Here is a 15,915-nt window from a genome sequence, read left to right on the forward strand (position 1 = left end):
AAGGAGGTCGGTTCCCAATAGGGCCGCCGACCTCCCGATTCTTACAGTAAATGCTGCATGGCCTCGTCAATTTGCGAGTTTTCGAATGAATCGAGGTAGATTTGCGTGGTCGAGAGGTCTGAATGTCCCAACGATTCGGAAATCAGAGCCACGCTTACTCCTGACCGTTTCAAGACGGTTGCGTATGTGTGGCGGGCAACATAGGTCGTCAATGGAACCTCCAATCCGATCAGTTTTCCCAGCACTTTCAATTCTCGATTGATTTTTGCCAGCACCTTATGTGTCCGATTGAAAATCTGTTGTGGGGTCCGATGGACATTGCGGTTGAGAATCGGAAAGATATAATCCTCTTTCGCATGGTCAGTCTTGCTGTACTTTTGGATAATCTGCAAGGCGTTCGGCACCAGCTGGAAGGATAACAGCTTCTGGGTCTTGTGTCGGGAGTAGTAGATTCTCCCGTCCACAATGTCACCATAGCGCAGGGTGGCCATATCCGTAAAGTTGATGCCTGCCGTAAAGTAGGAGAACAGGAAGATGTCCTTTGCAAATAGGGTGTATTCGGTTTTGTGGCTGGGTTCGATCTCCAAGGCCATCAATTTCTGAATATCACCTTTCGTGATGGCTCGCTTTCTTGTTCGTGTCCATAAACTGCCGACCTTGTACTTGGCAAACGGATTGACCTTTTGGATAAAGATACCATCGGCAAGAGCCTTGTTGTAGGCAGCCTTGAAGATGGCGAATTTTGTGGCTATGCTGTTGCTGGCATTGCCGTTCTTCCGCAGGAACAGTTCGAAATCCCGCAAGAAAGTATGGTCAATCTCATCGAAACGGATATTCAACGAGCGGAATTGAGACAGATGAGAACATAAAACGCGGTGCTTGCTGGCCGACGCGTATTTGCCGAGCGCTTCCAACCGTTCGATGATCTGTTTCAGATAGTCGCCAACTGTGCAGTTTATCCGTTTGCCGTTTTGCCCGAATAGATTCTCAAACGTGACAGGAATCTCCATGATTTCCAGACGCTGGATTCGCTTCTCATACTCCTTGATCTTGGCTGTTATCTGGTACTGGACATTGTCCCTGTCGGGGCAGTCTTCGGTCACCTTTTGCGCCTTGGCATCCCAATGTGCTGGGGCTACGGAAACGCCCAGCCCGATGCTCTTTTTGCGTTTCCCCTGAAAAAAGAGGAGGCATAGGGGAGAGGTGGAATCCTTGTAAACGATGCTTTTGCGACATATAACTTTGAATGTCATTTGATTGCGTGTTATACACAGTCGGATGGCAGGCTTTTTTAATGCGTACCCTAATGCGTACCCTGTGTCCGAAAAAGGGCGTTTTTTGAGGTTCAAAACAAGGATTCGGGGTAGGGCAGAAAAACAAAAAGAGTTGGTAATCGACTGATTATCAACTCTTTTCTGGTGAACCCGCTGGGGCTCGAACCCAGGACCCCAACATTAAAAGTGTTGTGCTCTACCTACTGAGCTACGGATTCTCCCGTGCCAAAAGGGTGTGTTCCCGTTTTGGTGGTGCAAATGTACGGATTTATTTTGAATATCCAATACTTCGGACGTTTTTTTTGCAAAATCTTCCTCCCGTCGGTATGCGGGTTCGGACTTGTGTCTCGAAAGTTGTTCTGTTCCGACCGGCAGAGTGAAATTTCCCGCGCCGATTTTGTTTTGCTCGAAGAAAAAGATAATTTTGTACTCGGAAAAAGCAAATTTACTTCTAAACCTTGTGAAATATGTGTAAAGCGCTGATTATCGGAGCCGGAGGCGTCGGAACGGTGGTGACCCAGAAAATCGCTGCCAATCCGGTCTTCACGGATGTGATGCTGGCCAGCCGAACCAAATCCAAATGCGATGCCATTGCCGCGGCCATCGGAGGCAACCGCGTGAAAACCGCTGAGGTGGATGCCGACAACGTACCGCAGTTGTGCGAGCTCTTCCGGGCCTTCAAACCCGACATCGTGGTCAACGTGGCACTCCCGTATCAGGACCTGACCATCATGGATGCCTGTCTGGAGTGCGGCTGCAACTACCTCGATACGGCCAATTACGAGCCCAAGGACGAGGCGCATTTCGAATACTCCTGGCAGTGGGCCTATCAGGACCGTTTCAAGGCTGCCGGTCTGACGGCCATCCTGGGCTGCGGTTTCGACCCGGGAGTCACGGCCATCTTCACGGCCTACGCCGCCAAACATCATTTCGACGAGATCCACTACCTCGACATCGTCGACTGCAATGCCGGCAACCACGGCATGGCCTTCGCCACGAACTTCAACCCCGAGATCAATATCCGCGAGGTGACCCAGAAGGGCCGTTACTATGAGAACGGCCAGTGGGTGGTGACCGAGCCCCACGAGATCCACCGCCCGCTGCACTATCCCGAGATCGGCGAGCGTGAATCGTATGTCATCTACCATGAGGAGCTCGAGTCGCTGGTGAAGAACTATCCGACGATCAAGCGGGCCCGTTTCTGGATGACCTTCGGCAAGGAGTACCTCACGCACCTGCGCGTGATCCAGGATATCGGCATGGCACGTATCGACCCGATCCTCTACAACGGGGTCGAGATTGTCCCGATTCAGTTCCTGAAGGCGGTGCTTCCGGATCCCAAGTCGCTGGGCGCCAACTACCACGGAAAGACGTCGATTGGCTGCCGCATCCGCGGTGTGAAGGACGGCAAGGAGCACACCTACTATATTTACAACAACTGCGATCACGAAGAGGCCTACAAGGAGACCGGTACGCAGGCCGTATCGTTCACGACGGGTGTCCCGGCGGCTCTTGGTGCCTCGATGTGGGCCAAGGGTCTGTGGCGCGGAGCCGGTGTCTTCAATGTCGAGGAGTTCGATCCGGATCCGTTCCTGGCCGAACTGGGCGAGCAGGGGCTTCCCTGGCACGAACTGTTCGATGTCGATATTGAGGTCTGACGGTCGCAGCGGCGGCAAACATGGGGTTCCGGAACTTCGGAACCCGGGATCGACGGACGGGAAACACTCCTGTCCGTCTCTGTTTTTGCCCTGCGGTCCGAAATGGGAGGCCCCAGGTACGGGTCCGTCGCCAAATTAGGTATTTCTACTGACCGCCGGACGGGGAAATTCCGCTATTTTTGTCGGCAAAAGCGATAAAACCATACCCGAACATGCGACCCGAAGAGACTGCTACACTCGCAACGCGCTACCACGAAGCGTGTGACACGCGTACCGACTACCAATCGTTTTTCGACCGACTGCTGGCCATTGCCACCGACGCTCCGTTGAGCCCCGCGACGGGCGAACGGATCCGGGACTACGTGATGTCGTGGCTCGAGAGCCATTCGCTGGAGTCGTTCGACCGCTATTCCGACCGCAATTACGTGCGCACCTACCTGGGCCGCTCTCCCCGCACGCATTGGGAAGCGCTTGTCATGAGCTGGAAACGTGGCAATGCGACGACCATCCACGGTCATCCGGCCTTTGCCGGCTACCACTTTGCCGACGGTGTGTTCCGGGTCGAGATTTTCGAACCGGCCGGCCACGGAACCGCCCGCCGCATCGGGGAGCAGATCATCGACCGCCGGGAGTGTCTCTTTGCCGTCGGCGAGCCGGGACGGTTCGACAACCACCTGCATCGTATCACCTGTCTGAGCGAGACGGGCCACAGCCTGCACGTCTATTCGGACGATGCGTTGCAGGGCCAGACCTTCACCGAGACGGAGTAGGAGTGCCCGGGCCCCGACCGGTTCTCGGACGGGCCCTGCAGTCGGGGCGATGCGGCGGAGTCCGATGACCGGAGTTACCCCTCGGAGCCCAGCACCCGGAGTCCAGCACCCGGAGCCCGGCACCCGGAGCCCAACCCTCGGAGCCCAACCCTCGGGGCCCGGCACCCGGAGTCCAGCACCCGGAGCCCAACCCTCGGAGCCCAGCACCCGGAGCCCAGCACCCGGAGCCGACTGCCGGCTTCCCGAGCGGAAGCTTGCCCGGCGCCGATACGTATAAATACCTATTTCTCCAAAAACCGATACACGGAAGTAGGGTTTTCGCAATGATTTTCCTATTTTTGCATCTGTTTTGAACGTTCCCGTTGACCATCCGAGCCGGGTGATCGTGTCGGGACCGAAACGGAGACGTTGGTTGAAATCCATTTGAAAACCGCTCGATGATTGACTTTCTGAAACTGCCTTCACCATGTTACGTCCTTGACGAGACGCTGCTGGATCACAATCTGGAGGTGATCGACCGCGTGCGCCGCGAATCGGGTGCCGAGATCATCGTCGCACTGAAGGCCTGCGCCATGTGGAGCATCTTCCCCGAGTTGGCAGCTCACTCCGATGGAGCGACGGCCAGTTCGGCCGCCGAGGCGCGGCTTGTACTGGAGGAATTCGGCAGTCCGGCCCACACCTATGCCCCCACCTATACGGATCACAACATCGACGAGATCCTGCGCTGCAGCAGCCATATTACCTTCAACTCCCTTACGCAGTATGAACGTTTCGGACAGCGGGCGCTGATCAACGGTCTCTCGTGCGGACTGCGCATCAATCCCGAGTATTCGCCCGTCGAGATGGATCTCTACAACCCCTGCGTGGCGGGTTCGCGTCTGGGCGTTACGACCGAACAGCTGGCTGCGCACGGCGGACTTCCCGAAGGGATCGAGGGCCTTCATTTCCACGTTCTGTGCGAATCGCGTCCCGAACACCTGCGGCTGGCGCTGGAGGCCGTCGAACGCCATTTCGGACCGTACCTCGACCGGGTCAAATGGCTCAACATGGGCGGCGGCCATCTGATGACGCACGCCGACTACGACTGTGACGCGCTGATCGCCCTTTTGAAGGAGTTCCACGTACGCCATCCCCATCTGCGGCTGATTCTCGAACCGGGCAGCGCTTTTACGTGGCGTACGGGCTATCTGGTCTCGACCGTCGAGGATATCGTCGTGAACGGCGGCGTACGCACGGCGATGCTCGACGTGTCGTTTGCCTGCCACATGCCGGACTGCCTCGAAATGCCCTACAAGCCGGCCATCGTCGGGGCGCACGATCCCGCCGAGGGGGAACCCCGCTGGCGGATGGGCGGCACGAGCTGCCTGGCCGGCGACTACTACGGCGACTGGGCCTTCGACCACGAACTGAAGGTGGGCGAGCGGATCGTCTTCGAGGACATGATCCACTATACGATGGTCAAGACGACGATGTTCAACGGCGTGGAGCACCCGTCGATCGTCATCGTACGGCGCGACGGCCGCGTGGAGGTCATCCGCCAGTTCGGCTACGAGGATTTCAAGAGCCGGATGTCCTGACCTTTCAAGAGAGAAACAAACGGAAAAACAAGATAGATGGAAAAATTTGTACCTACCTCTTATACGCTCGAATGCGTGGCTACGGGCCGCGAGTTCGAGGATACGGGCTGGATGCTCTCCGACCCGCAGTGCAAGGAGCCGTCGCTCATCCGCGCACGGTATGCCAAGAAACAGCTCGAGGTGAAACCCGCCGAATGGGGGCTGTACCGTTTTGCCGACTGGATGCCCGTGCGGCGGATGCTGCAGGGATCGTCGGCCCCGGTGACCTACCGCAGCAAGGGGCTGGCCAAACACCTGGGGCTCGAAAATCTCTGGATCACCTTCAACGGCTACTATCCGGCCATCGGCGCCACGATGACCACCTGCTCGTTCAAGGAGACCGAAGCCTACTCGGTGTGCGGACGTGCGGCCGCGGACGAGAAGCGGGTGCTGGTCGTTGCGTCGGCCGGCAATACGGCCCGGGCCTTCGCCAAGGTCTGCTCGGACAACAACATCAAGCTGCTGCTGTCGGTTCCCTATGACAACATCAATGCGCTGTGGTTCGAGAAACCGCTGAATCCCTGCGTGAAGCTGATTTCGTGCGCGGCCGGCGGCGACTACTTCGATGCCATCCACCTGAGCGACATTGCACTGAAGGGCGACGGATTCTATGCCGAGGGTGGTGCGAAGAACATCGCGCGCCGCGACGGCATGGCCTGCACGGTGCTGTCGGCCGTGACGACCATCGGTCGCATCCCGGACTACTACTTCCAGGCCGTGGGCAGCGGCACGGGTGCCATTGCCGCCTGGGAAGCCAACCTGCGCCTGATTGAGGACGGCCGTTTCGGCAAGAACCTCATGCGGCTGATGGTGTCGCAGAACGCACCGTTCGTGCCGATGTACGACGCCTGGCAGGCCTCGTCGCGCAAGATGCTGCCCTACGCGGACGACAAGGCGCGCCGCGATGCGGAGATCATCGACGCCAAGGTGCTCTCGAACCGCAAGCCTCCCTACAGTCTGGCCGGCGGTCTGTACGACGCGCTGAAGGCCACCGGCGGCGATGTCTTCGCCGTGACGAACCCCATGGCCCGCAAGGCCCGCAAGCTCTTCAAGGAGCTGGAGGGGATCGACATCTACTCGGCGGCCGGTGTGGCCCTGGCTTCGCTCGTCAACGCCGTGAAGGCCGGTCGGATCGATCCGCAGGCGACGATCATGCTCAATATCACGGGCGGCGGCGAGGAGCACTTCAAGGAGCACAACGACCTGTGGTATCTGCAGCCGAGCCACGTCTTCCCGCTCGAACCGAGTGTCGACGACGTCGTCTCGAAGGTCGAGGCGCTGTTCCGCGAACCCGCAACGGGTGAAGGCCTCTGATGCAGGGCTTTCGGAGATACGGCGGCCGGGGCGTTGGAACGGCTCCGGACGAAAAAATGAAAAAGCGGCTTATAAGCCGCTTTTTTATTTGCGGCGAATGATTACCTTTGTCGCCGGCAGCGGAGACGGTGCGAAGCAGCCGGAGCCGCCTCACTGCCGCAAATACAGTATTCACCCAAATTTTTACAACCATTTATGGAACACATCCAGGTACAGTTATCCCCCGCGGGGGCACGCTGGCGCCGATGGGATCGCAAGGGCTGGTCGGCCTTTGCGAGCATGCATCGGAGCGTGTCGATCGGGGTGCTCGCTGTCGGGATGTCGATCCTGCTGCTTGCGACGCAAGGCGCATCGGCGCAGACCGCCGACACGACTGCCGTCCTGAGGACGTTGCAGATCCGCGAGGTCGGGGTGACGGGGAGCCAGACGGCTCCCACGCGCAATGCCCAGTCGCATACTCCGCTTTTCGACCGAAAGGCTCAGGCCGCGGCGCCTCTCCAGACGTTGGAGTCCGCCTTGCGCCTTGCTCCGTCGGTCGATCTTCGCGAACGCGGCGGAAGAGGAGCGCAGGCCGATATCTCCGTACGGGGAGGCTCGTTCGACCAAACCATGATTCTTTTGAACGGCATCGACTTTACGGATGCCCGCACCGGACACCAGTCCCATGCGCTGCCGGTCGATCTCGATTGCATTTCGGGCATCGAACTCATTGACGGCGTTCCCGGCGTGGGGGCCTATGCCGGGGCGGTCAACATCCGTACGGCACCGCTGCGTCCGACCTACGTGCGTTTCGAGGGCTCGGGAGGCCAGTATGGCTACGGTTACGGCAACCTTTCGGGGGCGGTGACCGGAGAGCGGTATTCCGTTTTCGGTGCGGCATCGTACCGGCGCAGTGACGGCTACCGACCCAATACCGATTTTTCGAACTGGAACGCCTTCATGCGGGCGACGTACGATGGCCGCCGGGCGGGTTTCTTCGACCTGCAGGCCGGATGGCAGGATCGCGATTTCGGCTCAAACGGCTTCTATGCCGCCTACAATCCCAACCAGTGGGAACACACCTCGACGGCCCTGGCCTCGCTGCGCTGGACAAAGAGCGTGGGTCCCGTTGCGCTGGGGGTTGCGGTGAGCTACCGCAAGAATTTCGACCGCTACGACTGGACGCGCGGTACGGCGCTCAACCGTCACAATACGGACAATGCCGGAGCCAAACTGTGGGCCGATTACGCCTGGGCGGCCGGTACGACCACACTGGGCGGCAACTGGGCCTTCAACCACATCTACAGCACCAATCTGGGCGAACGGCTGTCGGTCCCCCGCGGAGACTATACCCGCGCCAAGGCCCGTCATACGGGCAACGTCTGGCTGCGGCACGCCCGCGCGTGGCGGCGGTTCGATGCGGCGGCATCGGTGGGGCTGAGCCTGACTCCCTACGGGTGTTCGGCGTTGTGGAGCCTCTCGGCGGGTTACAATCCCGCGGAGGTGCTTCGTCTCGAGGCCGGGGCGTGGCAGTCGATGCGCCTGCCGACCTTCACGGACCTCTATTACAGCTCGCCGGCCCAGATCAACAACCTCGATCTGACACCGGAACACGCCGTAAACTATCGCCTCGGAATCAATTATGCGGAGCGTTGCTGGAGTGTTTCGGCGCAGACCTACTACCGCCGCGGGCGTGATATCATCGACTGGGTGTGGTATGCCGATTCGCCCGAGAGCCCCGAGGCGTGGCGCGGCAAGTGGCACTCTGAACAGTCGAGCCGACTCCATACCTTCGGTGCCGAGATTTCGGGCGGCTATGCCGTTGCGGAGGGCTTTCTGCGGCGGGTGACCCTCTCGTACGGCTATCTCACGAACGACCGCAATGCGGACGTCATTGCCAAGAGCGCCATGGATTTCATGCGCCACAAGGCGGCCCTGGCTGTCGAAGTGCACTTCCTGCGGCGGATGTCGCTGGCGTTGACCGGCTCGGTCTACGACCGCAACGGCAGCTACACGGCCTATCCCGTCGTTGGCAATTCGTCGATCACCGAAACTCGCGACTACAAGCCCTATTTCCTGTTGGACGGACGTCTTTCGTGGGAGAAGGGGTGGTGCCGCCTCTATGTCGACGCGACGAATCTGACCGATACGCGTTATTGTGATCTGGGAGGTCTGCCGCTTCCGGGCCTCTGGTGCACGGCCGGTGTGGTGTTGACCTTCGGCAGGTAATTCCTCGCAGCGTCCACCGCGCGAGTCGGTTGCGATGACCGGAGAGCGGCGGACGACTGTTCCCGGCTGCTGACTGCGGGCCGCCCGAACTTCTCGGGCGGCCCTTTCTGTTTTTCAGCAAAACGGTGTGTTTTGTTTCCGGATTGTCGTGAAAATCCCGAAGATTTCGTATATTTGAAGCAAAAGAACCTTAAACGCTCAAGATTTATGCAGAAACGTATCGTGGAGTGCGTTCCCAACTTCAGCGAGGGACGCGACAAGGAGGTGATCCGGCAAATCGTCGAGGCCATCGAGACGGCCGCCGACGTCAAGGTCCTCGACGTGGATCCGGGCGAGGCTACGAACCGTACGGTTGTAACCTTTGTCGGAAGCCCCGAAGCGGTGGTCAAGGCGGCCTTCGCCGGGGTGAAGCGCGCTGCCGAGTGCATCGACATGCGCCACCACAAGGGGGCCCACCCGCGCATGGGGGCGACGGATGTCCTGCCGCTGATCCCGATCGCCGGCATCACGCTCGAGGAGTGTGCCGAACTGTCGCGGCAGCTGGCCCGGCGCATTGCCGACGAGCTCCGCATCCCGACCTACTGCTACGAGGCGGCGGCGTTGCGCCCCGAACGGAAGAATCTGGCCGTCTGCCGCGCCGGCGAGTACGAGGCGCTGCCCGAGAAGCTCTCCCGCGAGGAGACGGCGCCCGATTTCGGGGCGCGTCCCTACGACGAAGAGGTGGCCCGCACGGGTGCCACGACCGTCGGGGCGCGCGACTTCCTCATTGCCGTCAACTTCAACCTCAATACCACCTCCACACGGCGGGCTAACGCCATCGCCTTCGACGTGCGCGAGAAGGGGCGTCCCGTGCGTGAGGGGAATCCCATTACGGGCAAGGTGGTGAAGGATGCGGCGGGCAATCCCGTCATGCGTCCCGGTACGCTGAAGGCCACGAAGGCCATCGGCTGGTTCATCGAGGAGTACGGCATCGCCCAGGTTTCGATGAATATCACCGACATCTCGGTCACGCCGCTCCACGTCGCCTTCGACGAGGTGTGCCGCAAGGCCGATGCCCGGGGGGTGCGCGTCACCGGCACGGAGATCGTCGGGCTGGTTCCGAAGCGGGCTCTTGTCGAGGCCGGCAAATACTTCCTGCGCAAGCAGCACCGTTCGGTGGGCATTGCCGAGGAGGAGATCGTGCGGTTGGCCGTCAAGTCGATGGGGCTCGACGATCTGAAACCTTTCAAACCCGAGGAGAAGGTGATCGAATACCTGCTGGAGGCCGAGGATCGGAAGAAACGGCTGGTCGATCTGACCTGCAAGGGGTTTGCCGAGGAGACGGCCAGCGAATCGCCGGCTCCGGGCGGCGGCTCGATTGCGGCCTATATGGGGGCGCTGGGGGCGGCGCTCGGCACGATGGTGGCCAACCTCTCGGCCCACAAGCCCGGTTGGGACGACCGTTGGGAGGAGTTCTCCGACTGGGCCGAGCGGGGGCAGACGCTGATGCAGGAGCTCCTGCACCTGGTGGACGAGGATACGGCCGCCTTCAACCGCATCATGGCGGTCTTCGCCATGCCCAAGTCGACCGACGAGGAGCGGGCGGCCCGCAGCGCGGCGCTGCAGGAGGCGACGCTCTATGCCACGGAGGTGCCGTTGCGCACGATGCGGACGGCCATGGAGGTCTTTCCGATCGTGCGGGCCATGGCCGCGGAGGGCAACCCCAATTCGGTCTCGGATGCAGGTGTCGGAGCGCTGGCGGCCCGCAGCGCGGTCTACGGGGCGCGGCTCAACGTGCGGATCAACGCCGCCGGGCTGAAGGATCGCACGAAGGCCGAGGCGCTGGTCGGCGAGGCTGACGAACTGGCGGCCCGCGCCTCGGAACTCGAAGCCGAGGTGCTGGAGCTGGTCGAGCAGAAGATCGGTTAGACGCCGGGAGCAGGCAGACCGGCGGCGGTTCGGGCGGCAACTTCCGGGTGACGCTCTGGCGGCAACATTCAGAAGGCGGTTCGGGCGATAACCCTGCTGACGGTATGCCGCCGACAGTCTGGCCGTAAGGTCCGTCTGCCGTTTGGACGAAATGCCTCGCCAGCCGCGTGGCCGCAAAGTTCCGTCCGAGGTTTGGGCCTCGGATCCCGGCCAATCCGAAAATCAACGATAACCATAAAAACGAATCTCAATATGACACTGGAAGAGTTTCAAAACGACATCCGCGCGGGGATTCCGGACCGGCTGCCCGCCGCAAAACCGTATGATAGGCAGGTCAACCATGCGCCCAGGCGCAAGGATATCCTCACGGAGGAGGAGAAGGTGTTGGCGCTGAAGAATGCCCTGCGCTACTTCCCGGCCAAACACCATGCGCTGTTGGCCCGGGAGTTCGCCGGGGAGCTGCGCAGGTACGGCCGCATCTACATGTACCGGCTGCGTCCCGACTACGAGATGTATGCCCGTCCGATCGACCAGTATCCGGCTCGCTGTCGTCAGGCTGCGGCCATCATGCTGATGATCCAGAATAACCTCGATCCGCGCGTGGCGCAGCATCCCCACGAGCTGATCACCTACGGCGGAAACGGCGCCGTGTTCCAGAACTGGGCCCAGTACCGGCTGACGATGAAGTACCTCTCGGAGATGACCGACCACCAGACGCTGGTCATGTATTCGGGCCATCCGCTGGGGCTGTTCCCCTCGCATCCCGACGCTCCGCGCGTGGTGGTGACCAACGGCATGGTGATCCCCAACTACTCGAAACCCGACGACTGGGAGCGCATGAATGCCATGGGCGTCTCGCAGTACGGGCAGATGACCGCCGGATCGTACATGTACATCGGCCCGCAGGGCATCGTCCACGGCACAACCATCACGGTGATGAACGCCGCCCGCAAACGCTTCGCACCGGGGCAGACCGATGCCCGCGGCATGCTGTTCGTCTCGTCGGGTCTGGGCGGCATGTCGGGCGCCCAGTCCAAGGCAGGCAATATCTCGCAAGTGGTCTCCGTCATCGCCGAGATCAATCCCAAGGCCGCCCGGAAGCGTTACGAACAGGGATGGGTCGATGAACTGCATGACGATCTGGATGAACTGATCCCGCGCATCCGCCAGGCTGTCAAGCAGAGGGAGGTCGTTTCGCTGGCCTACGTGGGCAACGTGGTCGACCTGTGGGAGCGGCTGGCTGTCGAGGATATCCGGGTCGATCTGGGCTCGGACCAGACGTCGCTGCACAACCCCTGGGCCGGCGGCTACTATCCCGTCGGGCTGAGCTACGAGGCCTCGAACAAGATGATGGCCGAGGAGCCGGTGCGCTTCCGCGAGTGCGTGCAGGAGTCGCTGCGCCGTCAGGTCGACGCCATCAACAAACTGGCCGCCCGCGGCATGTACTTCTTCGACTATGGCAATGCCTTCCTGCTGGAGGCGTCGAGGGCCGGTGCCGCCGTCATGGGCCGAGAGGGGCGGTTCCGCTATCCCTCCTACGTTGAGGATATCATGGGCCCGATGTTCTTCGACTACGGTTTCGGCCCCTTCCGCTGGGTCTGCACGTCGGGTCGCGAGGAGGATCTCGCCCAGACGGACCTGCTGGCTGCCGAGGTGCTCGAGGACATTCGCATGTCGGCCCCGGACGACATCCGCGGTCAGCTGGAGGACAACATCCACTGGATCCGTGAGGCCGGGCGCAACCATCTGGTCGTCGGTTCGCAGGCCCGCATCCTCTATGCCGACTGTGAGGGGCGCACGAAGATCGCGCTGGCCTTCAACCGTGCCATTGCCGACGGGCGTCTGTCGGCTCCCGTGGTGCTGGGACGCGACCACCACGACGTTTCGGGCACCGATTCGCCCTACCGCGAGACGGCCAACATCTACGACGGTTCGAACCGGACGGCCGACATGGCCGTGCAGAACGTCATCGGCGATTCGTTCCGCGGTGCCACGTGGGTCTCGATCCACAACGGCGGCGGCGTGGGCTGGGGTGAAGTGATCAACGGCGGCTTCGGCATAGTGATCGACGGTTCGCCGGAGGCTGAGCGGAGAATCCGCGAGATGCTCTTCTGGGATGTCAATAACGGCATCGCCCGCCGCAGCTGGGCTCGTAACGAGGGGGCACAGGCCACCATCCGCCGTCAGATGGAGCGTACGCCCGATCTGCAGGTGACGATGCCCCATGCGGCCGACGACGAACTGGTGCGCAACGCATTGAATAAAAACGAGTAACAACGATTATTTGATATGGAACATCATCATATCTCGGCGGAGCGGCTGACGCTGGCCCGCGTCCGCGAAATCATGGAACGCCACCTGAAGATCGACCTCTCGGAGGATGCCCGGCGACGCATTGTCCGCTGCCGCGAGTATCTCGATCGCAAGATGGAGAATCCCGATCAGCCGATTTACGGCATTACGACCGGTTTCGGGTCGCTGTGTGACATCTCGATCGGAGGCGACGATCTGGCGCAGCTGCAGCGAAATCTGGTCATGTCGCACGCCTGCGGTACGGGCGAACGCGTCCCTTCGGAGATCGTCCGTCTGATTCTGCTCTTTAAGATTCAGTCGCTGGCGTACGGTTATTCGGGTGTGCAGCTGGCAACGGTCGAACGGCTCGTCGAGTTTTTCAACCGCGATATCCTGCCTGTGGTCTATCAGCAGGGTTCGCTGGGTGCCTCGGGCGATCTGGCTCCGCTGGCCCACATGAGCCTGCCGTTGCTCGGTTTGGGCGAAGTCGAGTGCGAAGGGCGTGTGAGACCCGCCGGCGAAGTGCTCGAGGAGTTGGGCTGGAAGCCCGTCGAGCTGCAGTCGAAGGAGGGGTTGGCGCTGTTGAACGGTACGCAATTCATGAGTGCCTACGGTGTCTGGTCGGTGCTCGCCGCACAGCGGCTGAGCGAGTGGGCCGACCGCATCGGAGCCCTCTCGCTCGATGCCTTCGACGGCCGCATCGAGCCCTTCTGCGACGAGGTGCACAAGATCCGCGCCCACAAGGGGCAGCTCACCACCGCCCGCGCCATCCGCCACTGGCTGGAGGGCAGCGAGCTGATCGCGCGTCCGAAGAAGCACGTGCAGGATCCCTATTCGTTCCGCTGTATGCCGCAGGTACACGGCGCCTCGAAGGACACGATCGACTATGTGGCCGGCGTGCTTGAAACCGAGATCAACTCCCCGACGGACAACCCGACGGTCTTCCCCGAGGAGGACATGGTTGTCTCGGCCGGCAACTTCCACGGACAGCCCATTGCGCTGGTGATGGATTTTCTGGCCATTGCGCTGGCCGAGTTGGGCAACATCTCCGAGCGGCGGACCTATCAGCTGATCTCCGGAGCCCGCGAACTGCCGAAGTTCCTGGTAGCCAATCCCGGTCTGAACAGCGGTTTCATGATCCCGCAGTATACCGCGGCGTCGATCGTCAGTCAGACCAAGGGATTGTGCATGCCGGCGTCGGTCGACTCGATCCCCTCGTCGCAGGGGCAGGAGGATCACGTCAGCATGGGTTCGAACGCCGCCACGAAGCTCTGGCGCGTGGTCGGCAACACGGAGCGCGTGTTGGCCATCGAACTCTTCAATGCCGCGCAGGCCATCGAGTTCCGGCGTCCCGCCCGCACGTCGCCTGCCCTGGAGCAGATGCTCGCTGATTATCGGCAGCGGGTCCCCTTCATTGACAACGATCAGGTGATGTATCGCCACATTGCCGCTTCGGTGGAATTTCTGCGTGAAGAACGATGAAACGGCTGTTGGTCAAGAACATCGGTCGCTTGGTCGGCATTCAGCCCGAGGAACGGCTGCGGATCTGCGGTGCGGAGATGGATCGGCTCGAAACACTGGCCGACGCCTGGCTGCTGGTCGAGGGAGAGCGGATCGCCGCTTTCGGCGAAATGGCTTCGCTGGACGGTGTCACGGCCGATGAAGAGGTCGATGCCGAAGGCGGAATGCTCTTTCCCTCGTTCTGCGATTCGCACACCCATCTGGTCTATGCCGGAAGCCGCGAGCAGGAGTTTCTCGACAAGATCCACGGCCTCTCCTACGAGGAGATTGCCCGGCGCGGGGGAGGGATTCTCAATTCGGCCGACCGGCTGCACGCCACCTCCGAGGAGGAACTTTACCGGCAGGCCATGGAGCGCGTGTGGGAGATTATCGCCATGGGGACCGGCTGTGTGGAGATCAAGAGCGGCTACGGCCTTTCTACCGAGGACGAGCTGAAGATGCTGCGCGTCATTCGCCGCATCCGCCAGACGGCACCTCTCGAAGTGCGGGCCACGTTTCTCGGGGCCCATGCCGTGGCGCGGGCCTATCGTGGCCGGCAGGGGGAGTATGTCGATCTGGTCTGTCGGGAGATGATCCCGGCGGTGGCCCGCGAGGGGTTGGCCGATTTTGTCGATGTCTTCTGCGACGAGGGTTTCTTCACGGTGGACGAGACACGGCGCATTCTTGCTGTCGGTCGTCAGTATGGTCTGCGGCCGAAGATTCATGCCGACGAGTTGGCCGCTTCGGGCGGTGTCGAGGTCGGTGTTGCGTGCGGCGCCCTCTCGGTCGACCATCTCGAGCGGGCCGGCCGGGCCCAGATCGAGGCGTTGCGCGGTTCGCAGACGATGCCTGCGCTGCTGCCCGGGGCCGCCTTCTTCCTCGGGATGAGTTATCCTCCGGCCCGGGAGATGATCGCTGCCGGGCTGCCCGTGGCGCTGGCTTCGGACTACAATCCCGGGTCGTCGCCCTCGGGGAACATGCGCATGGTGGTCTCGCTGGCCTCGATCCGCATGCGGATGACGCCGGCCGAGGCCATTCACGCCGCAACGCTCAACGGTGCCTGTGCCATGGGGCTGAGTCGCGACTTCGGGAGCATCACCCCCGGTAAGGTGGCCAACTTCTTCGTGACGCGGCCCATGCCCTCCGTAGAGTTCTTCTCCTATGCCTATCAGACGCCGTTGATTCGGCAGGTCTTTCTCCGCGGCACCGGTCTAAGAGACCGGTTTTAGGGGCGCCGGCTTAAAAGCCGGTTCCAAGGTGGAGGGTGCCCGGGCCCGGGAAGTGGATACGGCCGCCTTCCGGTCCGCAGGCATGAAAAAACCCCGGTCGCATGTGTGACCGGGGTTTTGTCGCAAGGACAACCGTAACGCGTGAT

General features: G+C 61.2%; 10 protein-coding genes and 1 tRNA gene. 9 read left to right on the top strand and 2 right to left on the bottom strand.

The genetic code is table 11. The annotated features are described in order from the left end of the window. Window positions 1-41: 41 nt before the first annotated feature. Window positions 42-1,253: a site-specific integrase gene (locus tag B5E60_RS08190; protein ID WP_087311088.1), complete on the bottom strand. Its 1,212-nt coding sequence runs from the start codon at window positions 1,251-1,253 to the stop codon at window positions 42-44. A 163-nt stretch (window positions 1,254-1,416) separates the two neighbouring features. Further along, window positions 1,417-1,492: transfer RNA gene (locus B5E60_RS08195), tRNA-Lys, on the bottom strand. A 249-nt stretch (window positions 1,493-1,741) separates the two neighbouring features. Between B5E60_RS08195 and B5E60_RS08200 the strand changes: the two genes are divergently transcribed. The 9 genes from B5E60_RS08200 (at window position 1,742) to hutI (ending at window position 15,769) form a co-directional block, all read left to right on the top strand. Next, window positions 1,742-2,932: a saccharopine dehydrogenase family protein gene (locus B5E60_RS08200; RefSeq protein WP_087311028.1), complete on the top strand. Its 1,191-nt coding sequence runs from the start codon at window positions 1,742-1,744 to the stop codon at window positions 2,930-2,932. Between the two features lie 212 nt (window positions 2,933-3,144). Further along, window positions 3,145-3,702, top strand: a complete 558-nt coding sequence (locus tag B5E60_RS08205) for a cysteine dioxygenase (protein ID WP_087311029.1) — start codon at window positions 3,145-3,147, stop codon at window positions 3,700-3,702. Window positions 3,703-4,139: 437 nt separating this feature from the next. Continuing rightward, window positions 4,140-5,279 carry a carboxynorspermidine decarboxylase gene (nspC, locus tag B5E60_RS08210; protein WP_087311030.1) on the top strand — a complete coding sequence of 380 codons (1,140 nt, stop codon included), beginning with the start codon at window positions 4,140-4,142 and terminating at the stop codon, window positions 5,277-5,279. Window positions 5,280-5,315: 36 nt separating this feature from the next. Continuing rightward, a complete protein-coding gene (locus tag B5E60_RS08215) occupies window positions 5,316-6,632 on the top strand; it encodes a cysteate synthase (protein ID WP_087311031.1) in 1,317 nt (438 codons plus the stop codon). A 195-nt stretch (window positions 6,633-6,827) separates the two neighbouring features. Continuing rightward, on the top strand, window positions 6,828-8,840 hold the full coding sequence (locus B5E60_RS08220) for a TonB-dependent receptor plug domain-containing protein (RefSeq protein WP_087311032.1): 2,013 nt from the start codon (window positions 6,828-6,830) through the stop codon (window positions 8,838-8,840). Window positions 8,841-9,047: 207 nt separating this feature from the next. Then, entirely contained in the window at window positions 9,048-10,748 is a 1,701-nt protein-coding gene (gene ftcD / locus B5E60_RS08225; protein ID WP_087311033.1) for a glutamate formimidoyltransferase, read from the top strand. Window positions 10,749-11,000: 252 nt separating this feature from the next. Beyond that, window positions 11,001-13,022: a urocanate hydratase gene (locus B5E60_RS08230; protein ID WP_087311034.1), complete on the top strand. Its 2,022-nt coding sequence runs from the start codon at window positions 11,001-11,003 to the stop codon at window positions 13,020-13,022. Between the two features lie 15 nt (window positions 13,023-13,037). Next, the gene (gene hutH, locus B5E60_RS08235; protein WP_087311035.1) at window positions 13,038-14,522 is read left to right on the top strand and encodes a histidine ammonia-lyase; all 1,485 of its coding nucleotides are present in this window, start codon (window positions 13,038-13,040) and stop codon (window positions 14,520-14,522) included. Further along, on the top strand, window positions 14,519-15,769 hold the full coding sequence (hutI, locus tag B5E60_RS08240; protein WP_087311036.1) for an imidazolonepropionase: 1,251 nt from the start codon (window positions 14,519-14,521) through the stop codon (window positions 15,767-15,769). The genes hutH and hutI overlap by 4 nt, the downstream gene beginning before the upstream one ends. Window positions 15,770-15,915: the final 146 nt, after the last annotated feature.

Source organism: Alistipes sp. An116, assembly GCF_002161005.1.
In the GTDB taxonomy this organism is placed as follows: Bacteria; Bacteroidota; Bacteroidia; order Bacteroidales; family Rikenellaceae; genus Alistipes; species Alistipes megaguti.